This is a genomic window from Vibrio sp. MarTm2, from assembly GCF_027587055.1.
GTDB classification, from domain to species: Bacteria; Pseudomonadota; Gammaproteobacteria; order Enterobacterales; family Vibrionaceae; genus Vibrio; species Vibrio sinaloensis_D.
The window spans coordinates 55,937-76,434 of record NZ_JAPPTK010000014.1 but is presented as its reverse complement, the minus strand read 5'-3'; the positions used below and the strand labels follow the sequence as shown (position 1 = coordinate 76,434).

Below are 20,498 nucleotides of genomic sequence, written 5' to 3'. Positions count from 1 at the left end.
CATGATTTGATTTAGACACAAAAAAGCCGCAATAGTCATTGCGGCTTAGATATAGTTTCACTGATTAGTCACGAACGTAGACAACGTGGCCGTCATCTTCTTCGTCGTCCCAATCATCCCAGTCGTCATCATCTTCAGTGATCACGTCTTTACCGGCCATCGCATCTTTGTGGTAATCATCCCACATGAAGTCAACTTTCTCTTCTTCAGAAAGCTCTTCTTCTTCACGAGGTAGATTTTCCATAAAGTCAGCCAGCTTATAACAAAGCTCTTTAGTGCCTTGACGATTCACCGCTGAAATCTTGTAGTAATCCTCTTCCCAACCAAGTGCATCAAGAATATTTTGGATCACTTCGTTAGCTTCTTCTTCTGGCATCAGATCGACTTTATTGAAGATCAACCAACGTGGTTTATCAGCCAGTTTTTCACTGTACTGCTCAAGCTCATCTATGATCGTCAATGCATTCTGAACAGGATCAGATTGATCAATTGGCATAATGTCGATCATGTGCAAAAGCACTCGACAACGCTCTAGGTGCTTCAGGAAGCGAATGCCAAGTCCAGCACCGTCCGCTGCGCCTTCAATCAAGCCTGGAATATCAGCAACCACAAAGCTCTTCTCAGGGACCACACTCACTACCCCTAGGCTCGGGATAAGTGTTGTAAACGGGTAGTCAGCAACTTTTGGTTTCGCCGCAGACACCGCTCGAATAAATGTCGACTTACCCGCATTAGGTAGGCCTAGCATGCCCACATCCGCAAGTAGCAGTAGCTCTAAGCGAATCTCACGGATTTCACCTTTAGTACCTAGCGTTTTTTGACGTGGCGCTCGGTTTACTGACGATTTAAAACGCGTGTTACCCAGACCATGCCAACCGCCTTTCGCGATCATCACTTTCTTACCATGCTCCGCCACTTCCGCAACGATTTCATTGGTATGGATATCAACTGCACGTGTACCAACTGGAACACGCAATACATTGTCTTTGCCGCGCTTACCTGTACAGTTTCCGCCGCGACCGTTTTCACCACGTTCTGCTTCATAGAAGCGTTGGAAACGGTAATCGATCAAGGTATTTAGGTTTTCGTCAGCTTGGATATATACATCACCGCCATCGCCACCATCACCACCATCAGGGCCACCTTTCGCAACGAATTTCTCTCGCCAGAAACTCACTACACCGTTACCGCCATCACCGGCTTGAACTTTTACTACCGCTTCATCAACGAATTTCATCTCTTACTCCGCCCTTTTGCTATGTGTCATAGCTGCGTTGCAAATATCATCTCAAACTCCACCAAGGTGAAGTGAATGATACAAATTCTAGCAGATTCCAATCTCAGACTGATCACCTTAGATCTGTAATGTTCTGCTACTGGAACAAATATGAAGGGACTCTTTACCAGAGTGCCTTAGTATTCATTCCGCAATGTTGGCAAACCCAAGTCGCCATAAATAAAAAACCCCGCCGAATCGGCAGGGCTTTTGAATTCAGCTTGAAAGCTAATGAATAAATTAAACTGGGTTTAATTACTCAGCTTCGATGCTAACGAATTTACGGTTTTTAGGACCTTTCACTTCGAACTTCACTTTACCTTCAGTAAGAGCGAATAGAGTGTGGTCTTTACCGATACCAACGTTAGTACCAGCGTGGAACTTAGTACCACGTTGACGAACGATGATGTTACCTGCAAGAACAGACTCACCACCGAAACGCTTAACACCTAGACGTTTGCTTTCTGAATCGCGGCCGTTACGAGTAGAACCACCAGCTTTTTTGTGTGCCATTGTTAAACTCTCCTAATCGATTAAGCGTTGATACCAGTGATTTTCACTTCCGTGAACCACTGACGGTGACCTTGTTGCTTACGAGAGTGCTTACGACGACGGAACTTAACGATTTTAACTTTATCGCCACGACCGTGTTGTACAACTTCAGCAACTACTTTACCGCCCTCTACTAGAGGAGCGCCAACTTTAACATCTTCGCCGTTAGCAACAAGAAGAACTTTATCAAATTCTACAGTTGCACCAGTTTCAACGTCTAATTTCTCTAAACGAAGAGTTTGACCTTCGCTTACACGGTGTTGTTTACCACCAGATTGGAAAACAGCGTACATATCTTACTCCGCTTTTTCCGCACAGCCATATGCATATTAAATGAGCATCTTGGGTGTGCGCTAAACTAATCATCAATAGGGCGCAGATTCTACAGAAGAGATCTCCCTATGACAAGCCATATTTTGAAAAAATTGGCGAAAAGCTGTTCGCCAATTAAAAGTGCGGCAATCATGCCCGTTAAGCATGTATTAATCAACGTTTTTTAGTGTATTATTCAGCGATTAAAGCAGATAAGAAGACCTTACAAGTTCTAACTTCAGCCGGATTTACCATGGATTTTAAAGCTATCCAAGCGCTAACTGCCGATGACATGGCAAAAGTGAATGAAACAATTCACGCCCAACTCAACTCAGACGTATCTTTAATCAACCAATTAGGTTTTTACATCATTAGTGGTGGTGGTAAGCGCATACGTCCATTGTTAGCAGTATTATCTGCTCGCGCTTTGGGTTATCAAGGAAACGCTCATACAACGGCAGCAGCCTTTATTGAGTTCATTCATACGGCGACGCTATTGCACGATGACGTCGTTGATGAATCTGACATGCGCCGCGGCAAAGCAACCGCAAATGCGGCATTTGGTAATGCTGCTAGCGTATTAGTTGGCGACTTTATCTACACACGCTCTTTTCAGATGATGACAGAGCTAGGATCCATGAAGATCCTAAAGCTCATGAGTGATGCTGTTAACGTGATTGCAGAAGGTGAAGTTCAGCAGTTAATGAACTGCAACGATCCTGACACAACTGAAGAGATCTATATGGACGTGATCTATTCAAAAACGGCACGTCTGTTTGAAGCCGCGACACAGATCGGCGCGATTCTTAATGACGCACCTGAAGACGTGGAAACTGCCCTACAAAACTACGGCAAATATTTAGGCACGGCATTCCAGCTCATTGACGACGTTATGGACTACACGTCAGACGGAGAAGAAATGGGGAAAAATGTCGGCGATGATCTTGCAGAAGGTAAACCGACTCTGCCTCTGCTATACGCAATGCGTCATGGCAATGAGGCGCAAGTTGCCATGATTCGTGAAGCGATTGAAAAAGCGAACGGCATGGAAAAACTCACTGAGATTCTAGCGGCCATGGAAGAGACTGGCTCGTTAGAGTACACACGCCAAAAAGCTTACCAAGAAGCGGATAAAGCCATTGCTGAGCTTAGCGTGCTTGAAGAGTCTGAGTATAAGCAAGCGCTAGTCACACTCGCACATATGGCGGTTCACCGAACCAGTTAAGTGTGTGCAGTGCCTAAAAACAGCAGATACAACAACGGGAACCTTAGGTTCCCGTTTTACCTCTTAAGGTGAGGCATTCCAGATCAGCAATTGCGAAGGTAAATTGACTGGCTATCTTCCATAGGAGTCTATCGCTCATCTCGGTTCGATAACCCTACCCGCCTAAACACATTAGCAATGAAACTTTGGTTTAGATGCAAAATTAGTATATTTTGTGAGCGATATATTTTTTAATAAAATTAATTAATCATCGTTACATTGTCGCTCACCAACATTACCGCAATAGAGTTAAGTGTCATTCAACTGTCACCTGAATGTCATTCAGAACTCACTAAGTTGAAGCTTCCCTGTCACAACTTCCTCATAACCTCTTCTACAGAACTCAATCATCTGTGAGGATATATGGAAGTTTCGAGCCCTTTTCGTCTCCCTCAAAAAACACCATTCCGCTTAGGCGAACAGTTTACCGAGTGGGCCACTGGCCTGTCTCAGTTAGATAAGTTTTATGCCCAACGTCCAGCAGGCTGCTCCACTCAAACATTTCTCCGCTTTACTTTAGAAGTGTTAGGGATCGACTACCAAGTCGTAAAAGGTGGGCTTGGAAACATTCCATCATCGGGCGCAACCGTCGTAGTCGCCAACCACCCACTTGGCTGTGTGGAAGGCGTTATCCTTGCAGAGCTTTTGTTACAAGTGCGACCTGATGTTCAAATTCTCGCCAACCATCACCTTAAAACCGTACCTGAGCTAGACAAATTGTTCATTGGCGTCGATGTGTTTGAGAGCAATACCGCTAAACAGGCCAATTTGAAGGCGCTTCGCCATGCTCACCAACACCTAGAACAAGGTGGACTCCTCTTGTTATTCCCAGCAGGCGAAGTTTCTCAACTCATCGACAGCAAAGAAGCGTATTTAGAAGACAAGCAATGGAGCCGGTCGGTCAGTCGCCTGATTCGAAAGTCCTCAGCCACCGCCGTTCCGGTTTTTATCGATGGTCAAAACTCGAAACGCTTTTATTTCGCTGGCAAAGTTCACCCACTACTAAGAACTTTGATGTTAGGGCGTGAGCTGCTCAACAAACGGGAGCAATGCATCCACATCTCACTGGGCAATGCGATTCAATATAGAGAACTCAAAGGGCTCACCGATGATCAAATGACCCAATATTTACGCCTTAATACCTATGTGCTTCAAAGCCCATCGACCTCTGCCCGACATCAGCAACAAACGCCAATAGAACCCATAGCCCACCCACTGCCTTTAGCAGATCAATTAAATGATGTTGCGCGCCTGCATGAAGATCACCATTTACTGTCTAGTGGCGACTTTGATGTATATTGCTGCCGATCTGACGAAATCCCTGCGCTGATGCATGAAATTGGCCGTTTACGTGAAGTCAATTTCAGGAAAGTTGGAGAAGGTACAGGGCGCAGTATTGATCTTGATGAGTTTGATCGCGACTACTTACAGCTGTTTATTTGGGATAAACAACACCAACGCCTGGTTGGGGCATACAGACTCGGACTAGTCGATAAACTCATTGAAAAAGGTGGGTTATCTACACTGTATTCGAAAACACTCTTCCAGTTTGACCAACCCTTTATTGACAGTATGGGCTCGGCTATTGAAATGGGGCGCTCTGTAATCGATGAACACTACCAAAAAACCATGGCTCCCCTATTGTTGCTCTGGAAAGGCATCGCCACTTTTGTTCAGCGCAACCCTCACTACACTCACCTATTTGGTCCAGTCAGCATCAGCAACGACTACAGTGAACAAGCAAGGCAACTGCTAGCAGAAACCATGACGCTACATTATTGCAACTCTGACGTTGCCGAATTTGTTACGCCCTCAAATCCACTCCCGACAAAGAGTCATCACTGGAATACTTCCATGCTGACTGCTTTAGGTGATATTCAATTACTCTCGAAAGTGATTTCACGTATGGATGAGGGTAAAGGCGTGCCGGTTTTACTGCGCCAATATCTTGGATTGAATGGAAAGCTGATCGCTTTCAACGTCGATCCCGCCTTCAACAACGCGCTAGACGGTTTGATCATGGTCGATCTTAGAGATGTTCCAGTAAAAACCTTAGCACGGTACATGGGAGTGCAACACGCTCAGCAATATCTCTCTTATCACGCCGATCGCTAACCATGCTCAGTGCTGCGTGACCTATGCAGCACTTTTACTATCAAGATAATCTTCTTTTAGTGCCTCTATTTGTGCTCATATATTGCACAATCATCACTTACCACTATGCACTCTCACCATGAAGTATTTCCAACGCGGTACCTTATCTTATAAAGCAGCGGCTCAGTAGAACAAAATTAGATTGACGAAAAATTCACCAAAGGAAAAGCTAGCCTTTGATGATAAACAAAACAACAAGGAAGTCCTAAAGTCATGCTGCCAAAACAAAAATTCCTCCGTCCATTGCTAATAGGCGCCGCCACGCTCTCTTTAGCGTCCGCCTCATTTGTCAGTTTTGCCGCCGATAAAGTCTACCGCCTAAAACTTGCCGAAACATGGGGACCAAACACCCCTATCTTGGGCGACGCGACAAAAAATATGGCGAAGCTGGCAGAAGAAATGTCCAATGGACGCCTGCAAATTCGCATCGATTCTGCCAATAAACATAAAGCCCCTCTGGGTATTTTTGACATGGTTAAATCTGGCCAATACGACTTGGGGCATTCCAGCTCTTATTACTGGAAGGGCAAAGTACCCAACACCCTATACTTCTCTTCTATGCCATTTGGCATGATTTCAACGGAGCAATACGCTTGGTTCTACCGCGGAGGCGGTATGGAATTGATGGAAAAAGTCTACGCTCCGCATAACTTGCTCTCTTTCCCTGGGGGTAACTCCGATATTCAAATGGGTGGATGGTTTAAAAAAGAGATCAACTCAGTCGATGATCTGAAAGGGCTAAAAATCCGCATCCCAGGGTTTGCAGGAGAAGTGATGGCAAAAGTCGGCGCTGCGCCAACGAATATTGCCCCTGGTGAGCTGTACACCTCATTAGAACGCGGCACGATCGACGCACTAGAATGGGTAGGTCCTGCATTCGATTTACGTATGGGCTTTCAAAAAATCGCTCCGTACTACTATACCGCCTGGCATGAGCCTGGTTCGGAAACCCAATTCCTAGTAAACAAAAACAAATGGGACTCACTACCCAAAGATCTGCAAACGATCTTAGAAACCGCGTTCCGCGTCGCTGCATTTGATATGTACACTCAAGCCGTCGATGCCAATGCAAACAGCTGGGCAACCATGAGTGCAGAGTACCCTGACATCAAGGTTCGAGACTTCCCACCAGAAGTACTCAAAGCGATGCAAACAGCCACCGCGGAGTTACTCGAAGAGCAAGCGAACAATGACGCTCTCGCTAAAGAGATTATTGAATCGCAAAAGCAATACCTAACGAAAGTACGCGCTTGGACAGATATTTCTTCAAAAGCGTATCTTGAGGCTAACTAGCTAATAAATGGCAAGGGCAACCTTGCCATTTTTCAACCCGCACATCAGATTATTCAACCTCATTTACGCCACCCATTTATGTAGCTAAATTTCACAAAACAGCAAAACAAGACAAAGATCACAATACGCACTTGGATGGCACAACAATAAAACGTGACAAAAATCTCACTTTTAGTTTATTCAACAAAAACAAAAACAATAAAGGTGATTTAGATCACTATTGATTTAAATTTTCATATTTTTAAATTGAGATCTTAGTTGTTTAATTTTTATTGACAAATTTAAAGTTTAAAATTTGTATTAAAATTACGTTGTAAAAACGAGATGAAAGTCACGAAGAAATACGTTGGAGGCAGGTGTTTACGAGGTGGTGATCACAAAAAACCCGTCGTCAGTTCCAGAATGAATTTGTGTGGTAAATTGATTGAGAACTAAGCAATCAAGCGGTTTTGGCGAACCGTACTACTACAATATTCATCAGAACATCGAACGGGGAACTGTTATGATATCACCAGATGCTAAGATCAAGATACAAAATTTTGGTCGTTTTCTATCTAACATGGTAATGCCTAACATCGGCGCGTTTATCGCGTGGGGCTTTATCACTGCTCTATTTATCCCAACTGGATGGCTACCTAACGAAACGTTAGCCTCTATGGTTGGTCCTATGATTACCTACTTGCTGCCACTACTTATCGGTTACACCGGTGGTAAATTAGTTGGTGGCGATCGCGGTGCGGTCGTCGGCGCAATCACGACAATGGGTGTGATTGTCGGTACCGACATCCCAATGTTTATGGGTGCGATGATGGTTGGCCCGATGGGCGGCTGGGCAATCAAGAAATTCGATAACTACATCGACGGTAAAGTAAAAAGCGGCTTTGAAATGTTGGTCAACAACTTCTCTGCCGGCATCATCGGTATGGCGTGTGCCATCCTCGCTTTCTTCTTTATCGGGCCATTTGTCAAAGTGTTATCTGGCGGCTTGGCTGCTGGCGTAAACTTCCTGGTGTCAGCGCATTTACTGCCTTTAACCTCTATTTTTGTTGAACCAGCGAAGATCCTATTCCTAAATAACGCGATCAACCACGGAATTTTCTCTCCACTGGGTATTCAACAAGCGTCTGAAGCTGGTCAATCGATCTTCTTCCTAATCGAAGCAAACCCAGGTCCTGGTCTAGGTATCCTGCTAGCGTACATGGTGTTTGGTAAGGGTACAGCTCGTCAAACTGCCGGTGGTGCATCCATCATCCACTTCTTCGGCGGGATCCACGAAATTTACTTCCCATACATCCTAATGAACCCTCGCCTAATCCTTGCAGCTATTGCAGGTGGTATGACTGGCGTATTCGTTCTAACCATCTTTAACGCAGGTATCGTTTCTCCAGCATCACCAGGTTCAATCTTTGCAATCTTGTTGATGACTCAGAAAGGTTCAATCGTTGGTGTACTCGCATCTATCGCAGCAGCAACAGGTGTGTCATTCGCCGTAGCGGCACTGCTAATGAAGACGCAAACGTCAACAGAAGAAGACGGTGATGAAGCAGCACTAGAAAAAGCAACATCACAAATGAAAGACATGAAATCTGCATCTAAAAACGATGCGGTGGTAAACAGCCAAAGCAAAGGTGACGTAGACCTAGCGACCGTACAAAGCATCATTGTCGCTTGTGATGCAGGCATGGGCTCGAGTGCAATGGGCGCGAGTATGTTACGCAAAAAGGTTCAAGACGCTGGTCTGAACATCCACGTGACCAACCTTGCCATTAACAGCTTACCAGAGAGTGCAGATATCGTGATTACTCATAAAGACTTAACGGATCGTGCACGTAAGCATGCTCCAAACGCACACCACATTTCATTGACTAACTTCCTAGACAGCGAAATGTACAACCAGCTAGTCACTAAACTACTGGCAGCACAAAACCAATCTGCAGCCAATGACGACCAAATGGTAAAAGTGTCCGTCATGGCGGCGAACGACGACAGCTTTGAACCACAACAACCATCGGTATTCCAAATCCAGCGTGAAAACATTCACCTCGGTTTGCAAGCAGCCAACAAAGAAGAAGCCATTCGCTTTGCGGGCAACAAATTGGTTGAACTTGGCTACGCAGAACCAGAATACGTAGACGCGATGTTTGAACGTGAAGCGCTGGTTCCTACTTACCTAGGCGAATCTATCGCAGTGCCTCACGGTACGGTAGAAGCGAAAGATCGCGTGAAGAAGACTGGCATTGTAATCTGCCAATACCCTGCGGGTATCCAATTTACTGAAGACGACGATGATGTAGCGAAACTGGTTATCGGCATTGCCGCTAAGAACGATGAGCACATCCAGGTGATTACCACTATTACCAACGCGCTCGATGAGCCGGAGTCGATTGAAAAGCTAACCAGCACCAACGATGTGGAAGAGATTCTAAACATCCTTGGCGGCCAGCAAGCGGCTTAATCACTCCCTTTAATTTGCTCCTGAGCAAACCGAGGTCAGCTGTCACCCCCTATGCGGTTGGCCTCACCCTAAATTCGTTTAGTCAACATTTCAGACATTGGTAGGTAAGAATTATGAAAAACGCAGTTCATTTTGGCGCAGGTAACATTGGTCGTGGCTTCATCGGTAAACTATTAGCAGACGCGGAAGTCGAGGTGACATTTGCAGACGTTGATGCACCACTCGTCGATCAGCTGAGCCACAAGCAAGAATACAAAGTAAAAGTGGTCGGTACTGAGTGCCAAATCGACACAGTAACTCACGTCACCGCGGTTAACTCAGCCAGTGAAGATGTCATCAACCGCATTGTAAAAACCGACTTGGTAACAACAGCGGTTGGCCCTAACGTCCTGGACATCATTGCAAAAACCATCGCGACCGGCATTGCTAAACGCTTTGCGGCAGGTAACGATAAACCATTGAACATCATCGCGTGTGAAAACATGGTTCGTGGCACCACACACCTAAAAGGTGAAGTGTACAAACACTTAGATGGATCATTGCACGCAAAAGCAGACGAGTTGGTTGGCTTTGTCGATTCAGCGGTAGACCGCATCGTGCCACCAGCAGAAGCGGCGAACGATGACCCACTAGAAGTGACGGTAGAAAGCTTTAGCGAATGGATTGTCGATGAGCAGCAATTCAAGGGCGAAATCCCTGATATCGCAGGCATGGAAAGAACCAACAACCTAATGGCATTCGTAGAACGCAAGCTGTTCACACTCAATACAGGTCACTGCATTACCGCTTACCTAGGTTGCTTGAAAGGGCATCGCACCATTCGTGAAGCGATAGAAGATACAAGCATTCATGTTGAAGTGAAACAGGCGATGCAAGAAAGCGGTGAAGTACTGATCAAACGCTACGGCTTTGATCGCGACATGCACAATGCGTACATAGAAAAGATCCTAGGCCGTTTCGCTAACCCATTCTTAGTCGATGAAGTTGACCGTGTAGGCCGTCAACCAATTCGTAAATTGGGTGCAAACGATAGATTAGTGAAGCCTTTACTCGGTACAATTGAGTATGGCACTGAAAATCAAACACTTTTGAAAGGCATTGCCGCTGCGTTGAAGTACACTAACGACACCGACCCACAAGCAGTAGAACTGCAAACCTCATTAAAAGAAGTGGGTGTGAAGCAGACGCTAGCAAAATACACTGGGCTAGCGGAAGAGAGTCTCGAAGTGGCAAAAATCGAATCCATTTTCGAAACATTATAATAAAACATTCAAGGAGGGGTTTGCGGACTCCTCCCTCACTAACAGCAATTTAGTTCAGTATATGGTAGACACAATTAATGAAACCGAGATTATCGAACGATTAAATAGCGCCCCTTCGGTACGCGGTTTTTTTATCGCTACCGTTGACGTATTTAATGAGTCGATCGACGCATTAATGCAGAGAATTTTCCAAAAAGATAACTTCGCTGTGCAGTCTGTGGTTGGTCCATTACTCCATGACACAGGTCCGCTTGGTGATCTTTCTGTCCGCCTAAAACTACTTTTTGGTTTAGGGGTACTTCCCAACCAGGTTTATCACGACATCGAAGACATAATCAAAATAAAGAACACGTTAAACAGTGATACCTCCGATTATGAATTCACCGATCCAAACGTGTTAGAACCGATTAAGAAGCTCAACTTGGCAAGTAAAATGGGAATGGTTCAGTTGGAAGTGACCGAACCTGACGACGACATTGACCTCGAGTTTTATCAACTTCAACTGCAACGACAGCAGCAGATCATAAAATCAGGGCTCTCACTTGCGATTGTTGAGATTTGTAACGAACTCAACAAAGAGAGCCCATTCTAACGCCACTTCCTATCGCAACGCCTCTAGCAAACCGATAAATCACAACAGTCAATCACCTCAAACATATCTCCTAAGCACTTGATTCATCTTCCCCAGAGACAAAAAAGCCGAGGACAAAGCCTCGGCTGAATCGAGTTATATCGCGATTACTCTACCGTTACCGCTTTCGCTAGGTTACGAGGTTGGTCTACGTCCGTACCTTTGATCAATGCTACGTAGTAAGACAGTAGCTGCATTGGGATGGTGTAGTAGATCGCTGCTGTGATTTCACTCACGTGTGGCATAGTGATGATCTTCATAGTCTCATCGCCTTCGAAACCTGCATCAGCATCTGCGAATACATATAGCAGACCACCGCGAGCACGTACTTCTTCAACGTTTGATTTCAGCTTCTCTAGAAGATCGTTGCTTGGTGCAACAACCACTACTGGCATATCTGCATCGATCAACGCTAAAGGACCGTGTTTCAGTTCACCCGCTGCGTACGCTTCAGCGTGAATGTAAGAGATCTCTTTCAGTTTTAGAGACGCTTCCATCGCGATTGGGTAGAACTCGCCACGACCTAGGAATAATGTGTGGTGCTTATCAGCAAAGTCCGGTGCGAGTGCTTCGATCTCTTTTTCAAAAGACAACGCTGCGTTGATTTGCTTCGGTAGAGCGTGAAGCGCTTCTACGATCTCTTTTTCTTTCTCTTTGCTGATGCGGTTTTGTTGCTTACCAAGAGCAGTTACCAGCATCAGTAGCGCAGAAAGCTGAGTGGTGAACGCTTTAGTTGATGCCACACCGATTTCCACACCTGCACGGGTCATAAATGCGAAATCAGATTCACGAACCAAAGAAGAGCCCGCTACGTTACAGATGGTCATTGCCGCCATGTAACCTTTCTCTTTTGCTAGGCGAAGGGCTGCTAGCGTATCGGCGGTTTCACCAGATTGAGAAAGCGTGATCAATAGGCTGTTTGGACGCGTCACAAACTTGCGGTAACGGAATTCAGAAGCGATTTCTACGTCACAGCTCACGCCAGCAATGTCTTCAAACCAGTAACGCGCTGTCATACCCGCGTTGTAAGACGTACCACATGCCACGATCTGTACGTGTTCCACTTTGCTTAGAATTTCTGTCGCGTTCACACCAATGGCTTCAGTAACAACAGAGTCCGCAGTAAGGCGACCTTCCATTGTGTTGATCAGCGCAGTTGGTTGCTCGTAAATTTCTTTCTGCATGAAGTGACGGTATTGGCCTTTGTCACCCGCATCGTGTTCCGCGTTTGATTCTGTGATTTCGCGTTCTACGCGCTCACCTGTTGCATCAAATACAGTCACGTCACGACGAGTGATTTCTGCTACGTCACCTTCTTCTAGGTACATGAAACGACGTGTTACGTTCAGTAATGCAAGTTGGTCAGAAGCCAGGAAGTTTTCACCCACACCAAAACCAATGACAATTGGGCTGCCTGAGCGTGCTACGACGATGCGTGAAGGGTCTTTACGATCCAATGCTACCGTGCCGTATGCGCCTTCCAGTTGTTTTGCTGTTTTTTGTACCGCTTCAAGCAGTGTTTCTGACGTGCGAAGTTCCCACTCAACCATGTGAGCAATAACTTCCGTATCGGTTTGAGATTCAAATACGTAACCGCGAGATTGAAGCAGTTCACGCAGTTCTTCGTGGTTTTCGATGATGCCGTTATGTACCACTGCGATGTCACCTGACATATGTGGGTGTGCGTTCACTTCTGAAGGTTCGCCGTGTGTTGCCCAGCGAGTGTGAGCAATACCTGTTCCACCCACAACTTGCGCTGAATCGACGGCATCCGCGAGCTCTTGCACTTTACCGAGGCGACGAATACGCGTTAGGTTCGATTCGTTATCAACGATCGCAACCCCTGCCGAGTCATAACCGCGGTACTCTAAGCGACGTAATCCTTCTACTAAAATTTCAGCGACATCTCGTTGTGCAACAGCACCGACGATTCCACACATAATGGTAACTCCAATTTAATTTTCCGAGTGGCAACAAGCAAAGCCAAAAGCGGATCGGTTAATATTTGTTGATAATTTTTGCTTTAAGCGCAAATCACTGTGACGCCATGCGACTCAATAACTTGCTTAGATTCTGGTTCTAAATCTTTGTTAGTAATTAAAATATCGACGCTGTCCCAAGCCAATTCCAAGTTGGGGATCTTTCGACCGATCTTTTCAGATTCGACCATAACAATGACTTCTCGTGACACTTCTGCCATCACTTTGCTTAAGCCGACTAACTCATTAAAGGTCGTAGTACCGCGTTCCAAGTCAACGCCATCAGCCCCAATAAAGAGTTGGTCGAAGTCATACGATCTTAGAACAGATTCAGCGACTTGCCCCTGAAACGACTCCGAGTGCGCATCCCATGTCCCGCCAGTCATCAGCAAAGTGGGCTCACTCTCGAGTTCATTCAGCGCATTTGCCACGGTGAGCGAATTGGTCATCACCACAAGGCCACGCATTCCATCGAGTTGCTTGATCAGTGCCCCCGTCGTGCTGCCACTATCGATCACTATGCGATTGTGTTCACGAATCAATTTAGCGGCCGCTTCAGCGAGTTCATTCTTACGAATCGAAACATGTTGGCTCAATTCGTCGTTCACCACTTCTTTTGGTAATGCAATCGCTCCACCGTAACGGCGCAGTAACTGACCATTTTTTTCAAGAGAAGCAAGATCCTTTCTTATCGTGACTTCAGAAGTTGAAAACTGAACCGATAGCTCTTCAACACTGACTTCACCTTTCTCATTCACCAAATTGGAAATCGCGTGTCTTCTTAGCTGAGTGTTTCGTTTCGACATTTATTGATTACTTTAAAGTTTCGAAGTGAAAGTTATTATAGTCAAGTCGAAAGATTTAAGTCCATTTATTTCGATCCAAAAAATTAATAAATAGCGATAAAACCTTGTCCTAAGACAATTCTTAAGCAGTGATATTGAAATCATTCGGTGGTAGAATGCGCCACCTAAAAGAAAAAAAATTACAGAATTGAACGTTATTTTTTTGCAACTAACTGCGTATATCCTAGGTTAGTCACATAAATGCTGAATAATAGCGCACCAGATTGGTCAGAAAATGACTAAACTTGGTGAAAGACTTTCAGTTTTGAAGTCACATGAATTTTGTCGGTTTACCTGTAAAAAGCAGGCACAAAATGCTCGGTAAACTGTTGAGACTTCCACAAGATTAACAACTTTCAAATTGTAACTATTATTGACCGGAGAGTATCTTCCATGAAAAAGACCAAAATCGTATGTACGATTGGCCCTAAAACTGAATCTGTAGAGAAGCTAACTGAGCTAGTAAACGCAGGCATGAACGTAATGCGCCTGAACTTCTCTCACGGTGACTACGAAGAGCACGGCACTCGTATCGCGAACTTCCGCAAAGTGATGGAAGAGTCTGGTAAGCAACTTGCTATCCTTCTAGACACTAAAGGTCCTGAAATCCGTACGATCAAACTAGAAAACGGCGACGACGTTGATCTAGTAGCTGGTCAAGAATTCACATTCACAACTGACATCTCAGTTGTGGGTAACAAAGACAAAGTAGCAGTAACTTACGCAGGCTTTGCGGCTGACCTAAACGTTGGTAACACTATCCTAGTAGACGACGGTCTAATCGAAATGGAAGTGATCGCAACAACTGAGACTGAAGTTAAGTGTAAAGTTCTTAACAACGGTGCTCTAGGCGAAAACAAAGGTGTTAACCTTCCTGGCGTTTCTGTAAACCTACCTGCACTATCTGAAAAAGATAAGAACGACCTTAAGTTTGGTTGTGAGCAAGGCGTTGACTTCGTAGCAGCTTCTTTCATTCGTAAAGCATCTGACGTTCAAGAAATCCGTGAAGTACTTGCTGCAAACGGCGGCGAGAACATCCACATCATCTCTAAGATCGAAAACCAAGAAGGTGTTGATAACTTCGACGAGATCCTAGAGCTTTCTGACGGCATCATGGTTGCTCGTGGTGACCTAGGTGTTGAAATCCCAGCTGAAGAAGTAATCTTCGCTCAGAAAATGATGATCGAGAAGTGTAACCGTGCACGTAAGATGGTTATCACTGCAACTCAAATGCTTGATTCTATGATCAACAACCCACGTCCTACTCGTGCGGAAGCAGGCGACGTTGCTAACGCAGTAATGGACGGTACTGACGCAGTAATGCTTTCTGGTGAAACTGCTAAAGGTAAGTACCCAGTTGAAGCGGTAACTATCATGGCTCAAATCGCGAACCGTACTGATTCAGCTCTAAAAGCTGAGCTAGGTTCTCGTCTAGACAGCCCACGCCTACGCATCACTGAAGCAGTATGTAAAGGCGCAGTAGACACAGCTGAGAAACTAGCTGCTCCACTTATCGTTGTTGCAACTGAAGGTGGTAAGTCTGCACGTTCAGTACGTAAGTACTTCCCAACTGCAAACATCATCGCTCTAACAACTAACACTAAGACGGCTGCACAGCTAGTTCTAACTAAAGGTGTTACTCCAGTAGTTGTTGAGTCAATCGACAGCACTGACGCATTCTACGTAGCAGGTAAAGAGCTTGCTCTAGAATCTGGTCTAGGTAAAAAAGGCGATATCGTGGTTATGGTTTCTGGTGCTCTAGTTGCTTCAGGCACTACAAACACAGCGTCAGTACACGTTCTATAAGAATCTAGTACTTTCTTACCATTTGATAAAAAGAGGGCTAACGCCCTCTTTTTTTTATATATTCTGCTTGCTCCCATATTCGGTACGCTGTATTATCAAATTCAACTAGCGGTACTTCATACCGTTAAATGGAATTAGTTGTATATCAGTATTATCAGTGAGTGAGGATTGGATTGTGCCTAGCCCAACATTGACAGATAAAGTCGCCAAGATGATTTGTCTGGATATTTTAAGCGGTGAACTTAAACCTGGACAAAAACTCGTCGTTGCAGACCTCAAAGCCAAATACAACGTTGGCGCATCTCCTATCCGTGAAGCCTTAGTTCAGTTATCTTGGAGTAACTACGTCAACCTTGAACCTCAAAAAGGTTGTTGGGTTGCGGCCGTGACCGTCGAAGAGCTAACCGACCTCTACCAAAGCCTACGTTTTGTCGCGGCGGCGCTATTAAAGCAGGCGATTGAACATGGTGATGAGAACTGGGAGCTGCAAGTCTTGACCTCTTTCCATAAACTTTCTCGCATCAAAAACGTGCAAGAAACCTTTGATTGGTCTGAATGGGAGGAACGTCAGCACCAATTCCATGTTTCGTTACTTGAAGGGGCGACTTCGAAGCAAATGCTGAACTTTTTCACTGATCTAATCAATCAAATCAAGCGCTATCGCTATTTTGCGTTAGCCAATGGTTCAAGCTCAGAGATGTTCAACATCGATGAATACGAAAGCATCATGAAGCTGGTACTTTCTAAAGAGACTCAAAAAGCAACGGAAGTGTTTGAGCATCATCTAAATCGCTCAATGTCACATATTCAAGGCGCGATTGAGCAAGCTGCGTAATCAAATCATATACAAAAAATCGAGCACTTAAGCTCGATTTTTTTATGCCACTTCTTCTGACGAACTGCAAACAGAGACCAAATTACGCCCCAATGTCTTAGATTCGTAAAGCGCGATATCGGCACACTTATAACTGCGCGTTCTGTCCGCAAGCAAATCCGTCACCCCTGCACTGATCGTAACAGAAAGGTCCGGTGCAATTTCAACGGCAACACGCAGTCGATTCAATGCCATTTCGGCTTCTGCAAGACTTGTATGCGGTAAGATCACCGCAAACTCCTCGCCACCAATTCGCGCAACGAAGTCAGTATCTCGCAGCGTGTCTTGCAGAATAACGCCGACGCGTTTGATTACGCGATCGCCTTCATCATGACCTTGCTGATCATTAACACGCTTGAAGTGGTCGATATCCAGTAGCGCTAAACATGTCGTCTGGCGAGGATAGCGGTCAACCAACTTCGCGTATTTACTCAGCTCAGATTCAAATTTGCGTCGGTTCCAAAGCTGGGTGAGTTCATCTTTTTCACTCAGAATTCGCAGTCGCTCTTCAAGCTTCTTACGCTCGGTAATATCAACCAATGAGCTAATGTAGTAACTCACGCGACCAGACTTCGACAACACGCTCTGAATTCTGAGTATTGCGGTCACCTCTTCATCGCTATTGGGTTTTGAAAAGAACACTTCGCCTTGCCAGTAATGGTCACGAGCAACGTGCTCAAATATCTCTAGCATCAACTCGAGTTGTTTATCGCCGAGCAGTTTAGCCAACGTATTTTTTGAGGTGACCGAAGAGTGAGCTAATCCTGTCAATTGCACAAACTCATCGTTAACCATTATGGTACGGTGATTTCTGTCAGAGATGATCACAGCAGACATCCCACTGAGGGCGGCTCTCGCGAGTTGACTTTCAATACTGCGTTTTCGGTAGTGCATCACCAACCAAGTCGCAGGCACAACAAAAGCCAGCATCAAAAGGATAACCAAGATGGCTTGCTGAACAAGCTCACTGACGTCACGTTTGGTCAAGGCTTCGATCTGTTCTGGCCCCATTTGGATCACTAAGTAGAGCTTCTGGTGCGGGGTCAATGAAATGCCGTTGTAAACCACCAAGGTACCATTCTCGATCAAATAACCCGAAGATTCGTCCTTCATGGCACTCCAAGCCGTTGGCAGCTCTTTAGCTAAATTGTAGTGTTGCCTGCTTTCTATTAAATCCCCAAACAGCTTGCTCTGATTCCCACTAGCAAGATAAAAGCCGTTCTCACCAATCAGTTCAGGTCTGAAAATTTCGTCAAGTGAGTAGTTAAGCCGCGAAGCCAGATACCAAACATCAATATTGACCACCAAATAGCCATATTTCACCCCATCGACAAATACGGGCGTGAACAACCTCAACGTCGGTTGATAAGGCACGCTGATGTTGCCGCCTTCACGTTGCAGATCGATTTCTGATGCCCCAACTTGGTTCTCTTTTAGCTGCGAAGCAAACTGAAAATAGTCCCGCTGCGATACGTTATACAGAGTTTCAGCGACTGCTACCTGTTCATTTCCTTGGTAGTAGTTAATTTGTACTTGCTCGTTGCCCTGCAAATCGACATAACGAATCTGAGTGTACCAGCGCTGATTCAAGGCAACAGAGCGCCATACTTCTTCCACTACACGTTTGTTTTTATTGGAAGGATCCTGCACGTAGTCGTAGAGGTTTCGACTGTGAGAAAGCAGCTCAATAATGGAAAGGAATTGACTGCGGAAAGAGAGATATTCACGCTCACTGTATGCGAGCTGATGAGCCGCTTGCCTTGCAGTTTGATCAATAACTTGATCTTTTAGCTGATGAAACTTTTGTAAGTAGTAAGTGGTTACTATCACCGTAAATGTAAGCGTAGTGGCTAATAAATACGAGAAAACATATTTACGACGCATTGATACCACTACTCCTAACCATTTGGCTGATCAGTATACCACTTACCAGAGTGTGGGTTAAAGTTTGGGGCTGTCACACCTAAACTATTGGTGCAATCAGTCCAGCTGATAAATAACATCGACTCTATCGCGAATCACAATGGTTGAGTCTTGATAGGTATTGGACTCCGTTTTTGCGTCCATCGCCATCGATCGCATTAATACTGGCTGAGAGCTTGGCATGTTGTAATCAATACGCCAGACCCCTTTGATCTCTTTATCAAATCCTTCAGCGAGAAAACCTGCCTTATTGTTGGCATCTTTGATCGCTGCCATTCTGGCCTGATCTTGATATTTGCCCGGGTCTTTGACTTGAAGTTGGATATTGTCGACCTGATTAATACCCGCATTTAGAGCCGTATCTAGGTACTGATTCAACTTATCCAGATCATTCACTGTCACATTGATCGTGCGACTCGCGCGGTAACCGACCAACTCGGGTTTACCATTTTTTGGGTAGTGGTATTGGGGAGAAATATAGAGGTTGGAGCTGGTGATACTCTCTCCTTCAACGCCTTGTGCTTTGAGTGCCGTAAGAAAGTCGGAAACCACTTTATCAACGGCTTGTTTGGACTGCTCAGCCGTCATAGTGGTTTCCACTACTCTAGTAGTGAACTGAGCCATATCGGGTTTAGCAACGACCTCACCGTAACCAGTGGTCACAAGATGAGGAAAATCTGGCGTATTCGCCAACACGCTTGTGCTTAACGTTGCCAATGAAATAAGCGCAACAACGGAAGGAATCACTTTCATACTAAAATTGCCCTATCGGATTAACTGACTACATCATAGGTAAGGAACAAGGTTTGACCAAGCGAACAGCTCCGTTCTGACAAAGATTTAACCCAAACTATTTTGGCAGCTTGCCATGGCAGTATTCGAGAATGGCTTGGGTCACTTGTTGTAAAACCCCGCTCTCTAACTGCCAGTGGTGCCAATAAATTTTAAAGCTCAGCTGGAATCCTGGCATTAAGTCTACCAACCGCCCTTGCGCTAACTCGTCGCTGATTTGCAGACGGGGGATTAAACAATAGGCAACCCCGAGTAGAGCAAGATTCACAAAAGCTTCAGAGCTGGCTACACGGTGATGAACAATAGCTTCTGGAGAAAGATTAAAGTGCTGTTGAAGAAACTGGCGATGCATTTGATCGTATTGATCATACGACACTGCTGGAGCACATTCTAAAGCCTCTCGGGTGACGCCATGTCTAAAGTACTGCTGCGCAAACGCAGGGTTGGCAACACAAACGTAATCCATTCTGCCCAAATAATGGCTTTCGCACCCTTTGAGCGCGCTTTCTTCCCAACTTATCGCTCCTGTGACTTCCCCTTTCCTTACCTTCTCTAAGGTGCGATCTTCAAGATCCACTGACAGGTTAAACTCGACTTTGCGCTGTTTCATGATGGGCGTTAACGCGGGAAGCAGCCAAGTTGCTAGGCTGTCAGCATTGGTCGCGATGGGGACTTGAATTGGACGTTCGCTATCTTGGTTAGTCAACTCAGGCAACAGCTCGCGTTCGAGCACTTGTACACGATGATAAAAACCCAGCAGTTTCTTACCCGTTGCGGTCAATCTCAACGGCCTCTCACGAATCAGCACTGGCTTTGCAAGAAACTTCTCCAGCTGTTTAATACGCTGCGAAACCGCTGATTGAGAGATGTAGAGCTCACTCGCCGCGCGCTCAAAACTGCCACGACTGGCCACCATTTCTAATGCTTCAATCCATTTGTAATCTAAACCTCGCAAAACATTCCCTTACTTAGCAGGTGTTCAAAACACAATTATTAGCATCACTTATGTAAAGTTAAAATCATTAATTTTACTAATTTTTTAAGTTTGAATACTTTACCCATTAGTTGATAGACACAATT

General features: G+C 45.2%; 16 protein-coding genes. 8 read left to right on the top strand and 8 right to left on the bottom strand.

Annotated features, from left to right (window positions below):
* Positions 1 to 64: 64 nt before the first annotated feature.
* From cgtA to rplU, 3 genes are all read right to left on the bottom strand, one after another.
* Positions 65 to 1,237: an Obg family GTPase CgtA gene (gene cgtA / locus OH458_RS19575; RefSeq protein ID WP_038191352.1), complete on the bottom strand. Its 1,173-nt coding sequence runs from the start codon at positions 1,235 to 1,237 to the stop codon at positions 65 to 67.
* Between the two features lie 294 nt (positions 1,238 to 1,531).
* Positions 1,532 to 1,789, bottom strand: a complete 258-nt coding sequence (gene rpmA, locus OH458_RS19570) for a 50S ribosomal protein L27 (protein ID WP_004409945.1) — start codon at positions 1,787 to 1,789, stop codon at positions 1,532 to 1,534.
* A 20-nt stretch (positions 1,790 to 1,809) separates the two neighbouring features.
* Entirely contained in the window at positions 1,810 to 2,121 is a 312-nt protein-coding gene (gene rplU / locus OH458_RS19565) for a 50S ribosomal protein L21 (protein ID WP_008072988.1), read from the bottom strand.
* 272 nt (positions 2,122 to 2,393) lie between these two features.
* On the opposite strand from rplU, the gene ispB reads away from it, so the two are divergent.
* The 6 genes from ispB (at position 2,394) to OH458_RS19535 (ending at position 11,160) form a co-directional block, all read left to right on the top strand.
* The gene (gene ispB, locus OH458_RS19560; protein ID WP_038137724.1) at positions 2,394 to 3,365 is read left to right on the top strand and encodes an octaprenyl diphosphate synthase; all 972 of its coding nucleotides are present in this window, start codon (positions 2,394 to 2,396) and stop codon (positions 3,363 to 3,365) included.
* Positions 3,366 to 3,767: 402 nt separating this feature from the next.
* Complete coding sequence (locus tag OH458_RS19555) at positions 3,768 to 5,519, top strand: lysophospholipid acyltransferase family protein (RefSeq protein WP_269979529.1); 1,752 nt, start codon at positions 3,768 to 3,770, stop codon at positions 5,517 to 5,519.
* Between the two features lie 252 nt (positions 5,520 to 5,771).
* The gene (locus OH458_RS19550; RefSeq protein ID WP_269979528.1) at positions 5,772 to 6,851 is read left to right on the top strand and encodes a TRAP transporter substrate-binding protein; all 1,080 of its coding nucleotides are present in this window, start codon (positions 5,772 to 5,774) and stop codon (positions 6,849 to 6,851) included.
* A gap of 502 nt (positions 6,852 to 7,353) precedes the next feature.
* Positions 7,354 to 9,306, top strand: a complete 1,953-nt coding sequence (locus OH458_RS19545) for a PTS mannitol transporter subunit IICBA (protein ID WP_269979527.1) — start codon at positions 7,354 to 7,356, stop codon at positions 9,304 to 9,306.
* A gap of 113 nt (positions 9,307 to 9,419) precedes the next feature.
* The gene (locus OH458_RS19540) at positions 9,420 to 10,568 is read left to right on the top strand and encodes a mannitol-1-phosphate 5-dehydrogenase (RefSeq protein WP_269979526.1); all 1,149 of its coding nucleotides are present in this window, start codon (positions 9,420 to 9,422) and stop codon (positions 10,566 to 10,568) included.
* 61 nt (positions 10,569 to 10,629) lie between these two features.
* On the top strand, positions 10,630 to 11,160 hold the full coding sequence (locus tag OH458_RS19535) for an MltR family transcriptional regulator (RefSeq protein WP_005475233.1): 531 nt from the start codon (positions 10,630 to 10,632) through the stop codon (positions 11,158 to 11,160).
* A gap of 146 nt (positions 11,161 to 11,306) precedes the next feature.
* Here OH458_RS19535 and glmS read toward each other — a convergent pair whose 3' ends face one another.
* Positions 11,307 to 13,139 (bottom strand): glutamine--fructose-6-phosphate transaminase (isomerizing), encoded by a 1,833-nt coding sequence (glmS, locus tag OH458_RS19530; protein ID WP_269979525.1) that lies wholly within the window; start codon positions 13,137 to 13,139, stop codon positions 11,307 to 11,309.
* A gap of 83 nt (positions 13,140 to 13,222) precedes the next feature.
* Positions 13,223 to 13,984: a DeoR/GlpR family DNA-binding transcription regulator gene (locus OH458_RS19525; protein ID WP_005475142.1), complete on the bottom strand. Its 762-nt coding sequence runs from the start codon at positions 13,982 to 13,984 to the stop codon at positions 13,223 to 13,225.
* 432 nt (positions 13,985 to 14,416) lie between these two features.
* On the opposite strand from OH458_RS19525, the gene pykF reads away from it, so the two are divergent.
* On the top strand, positions 14,417 to 15,829 hold the full coding sequence (gene pykF, locus OH458_RS19520; RefSeq protein WP_269979524.1) for a pyruvate kinase PykF: 1,413 nt from the start codon (positions 14,417 to 14,419) through the stop codon (positions 15,827 to 15,829).
* A 175-nt stretch (positions 15,830 to 16,004) separates the two neighbouring features.
* Positions 16,005 to 16,664 (top strand): GntR family transcriptional regulator, encoded by a 660-nt coding sequence (locus OH458_RS19515; RefSeq protein ID WP_269979523.1) that lies wholly within the window; start codon positions 16,005 to 16,007, stop codon positions 16,662 to 16,664.
* Positions 16,665 to 16,706: 42 nt separating this feature from the next.
* Here OH458_RS19515 and OH458_RS19510 read toward each other — a convergent pair whose 3' ends face one another.
* From OH458_RS19510 to OH458_RS19500, 3 genes are all read right to left on the bottom strand, one after another.
* Entirely contained in the window at positions 16,707 to 18,587 is a 1,881-nt protein-coding gene (locus OH458_RS19510; protein ID WP_269979522.1) for a diguanylate cyclase, read from the bottom strand.
* Positions 18,588 to 18,683: 96 nt separating this feature from the next.
* A complete protein-coding gene (locus OH458_RS19505; protein ID WP_269979521.1) occupies positions 18,684 to 19,379 on the bottom strand; it encodes an oxidative stress defense protein in 696 nt (231 codons plus the stop codon).
* A 97-nt stretch (positions 19,380 to 19,476) separates the two neighbouring features.
* Entirely contained in the window at positions 19,477 to 20,373 is an 897-nt protein-coding gene (locus OH458_RS19500; protein WP_269979520.1) for a LysR family transcriptional regulator ArgP, read from the bottom strand.
* Positions 20,374 to 20,498: the final 125 nt, after the last annotated feature.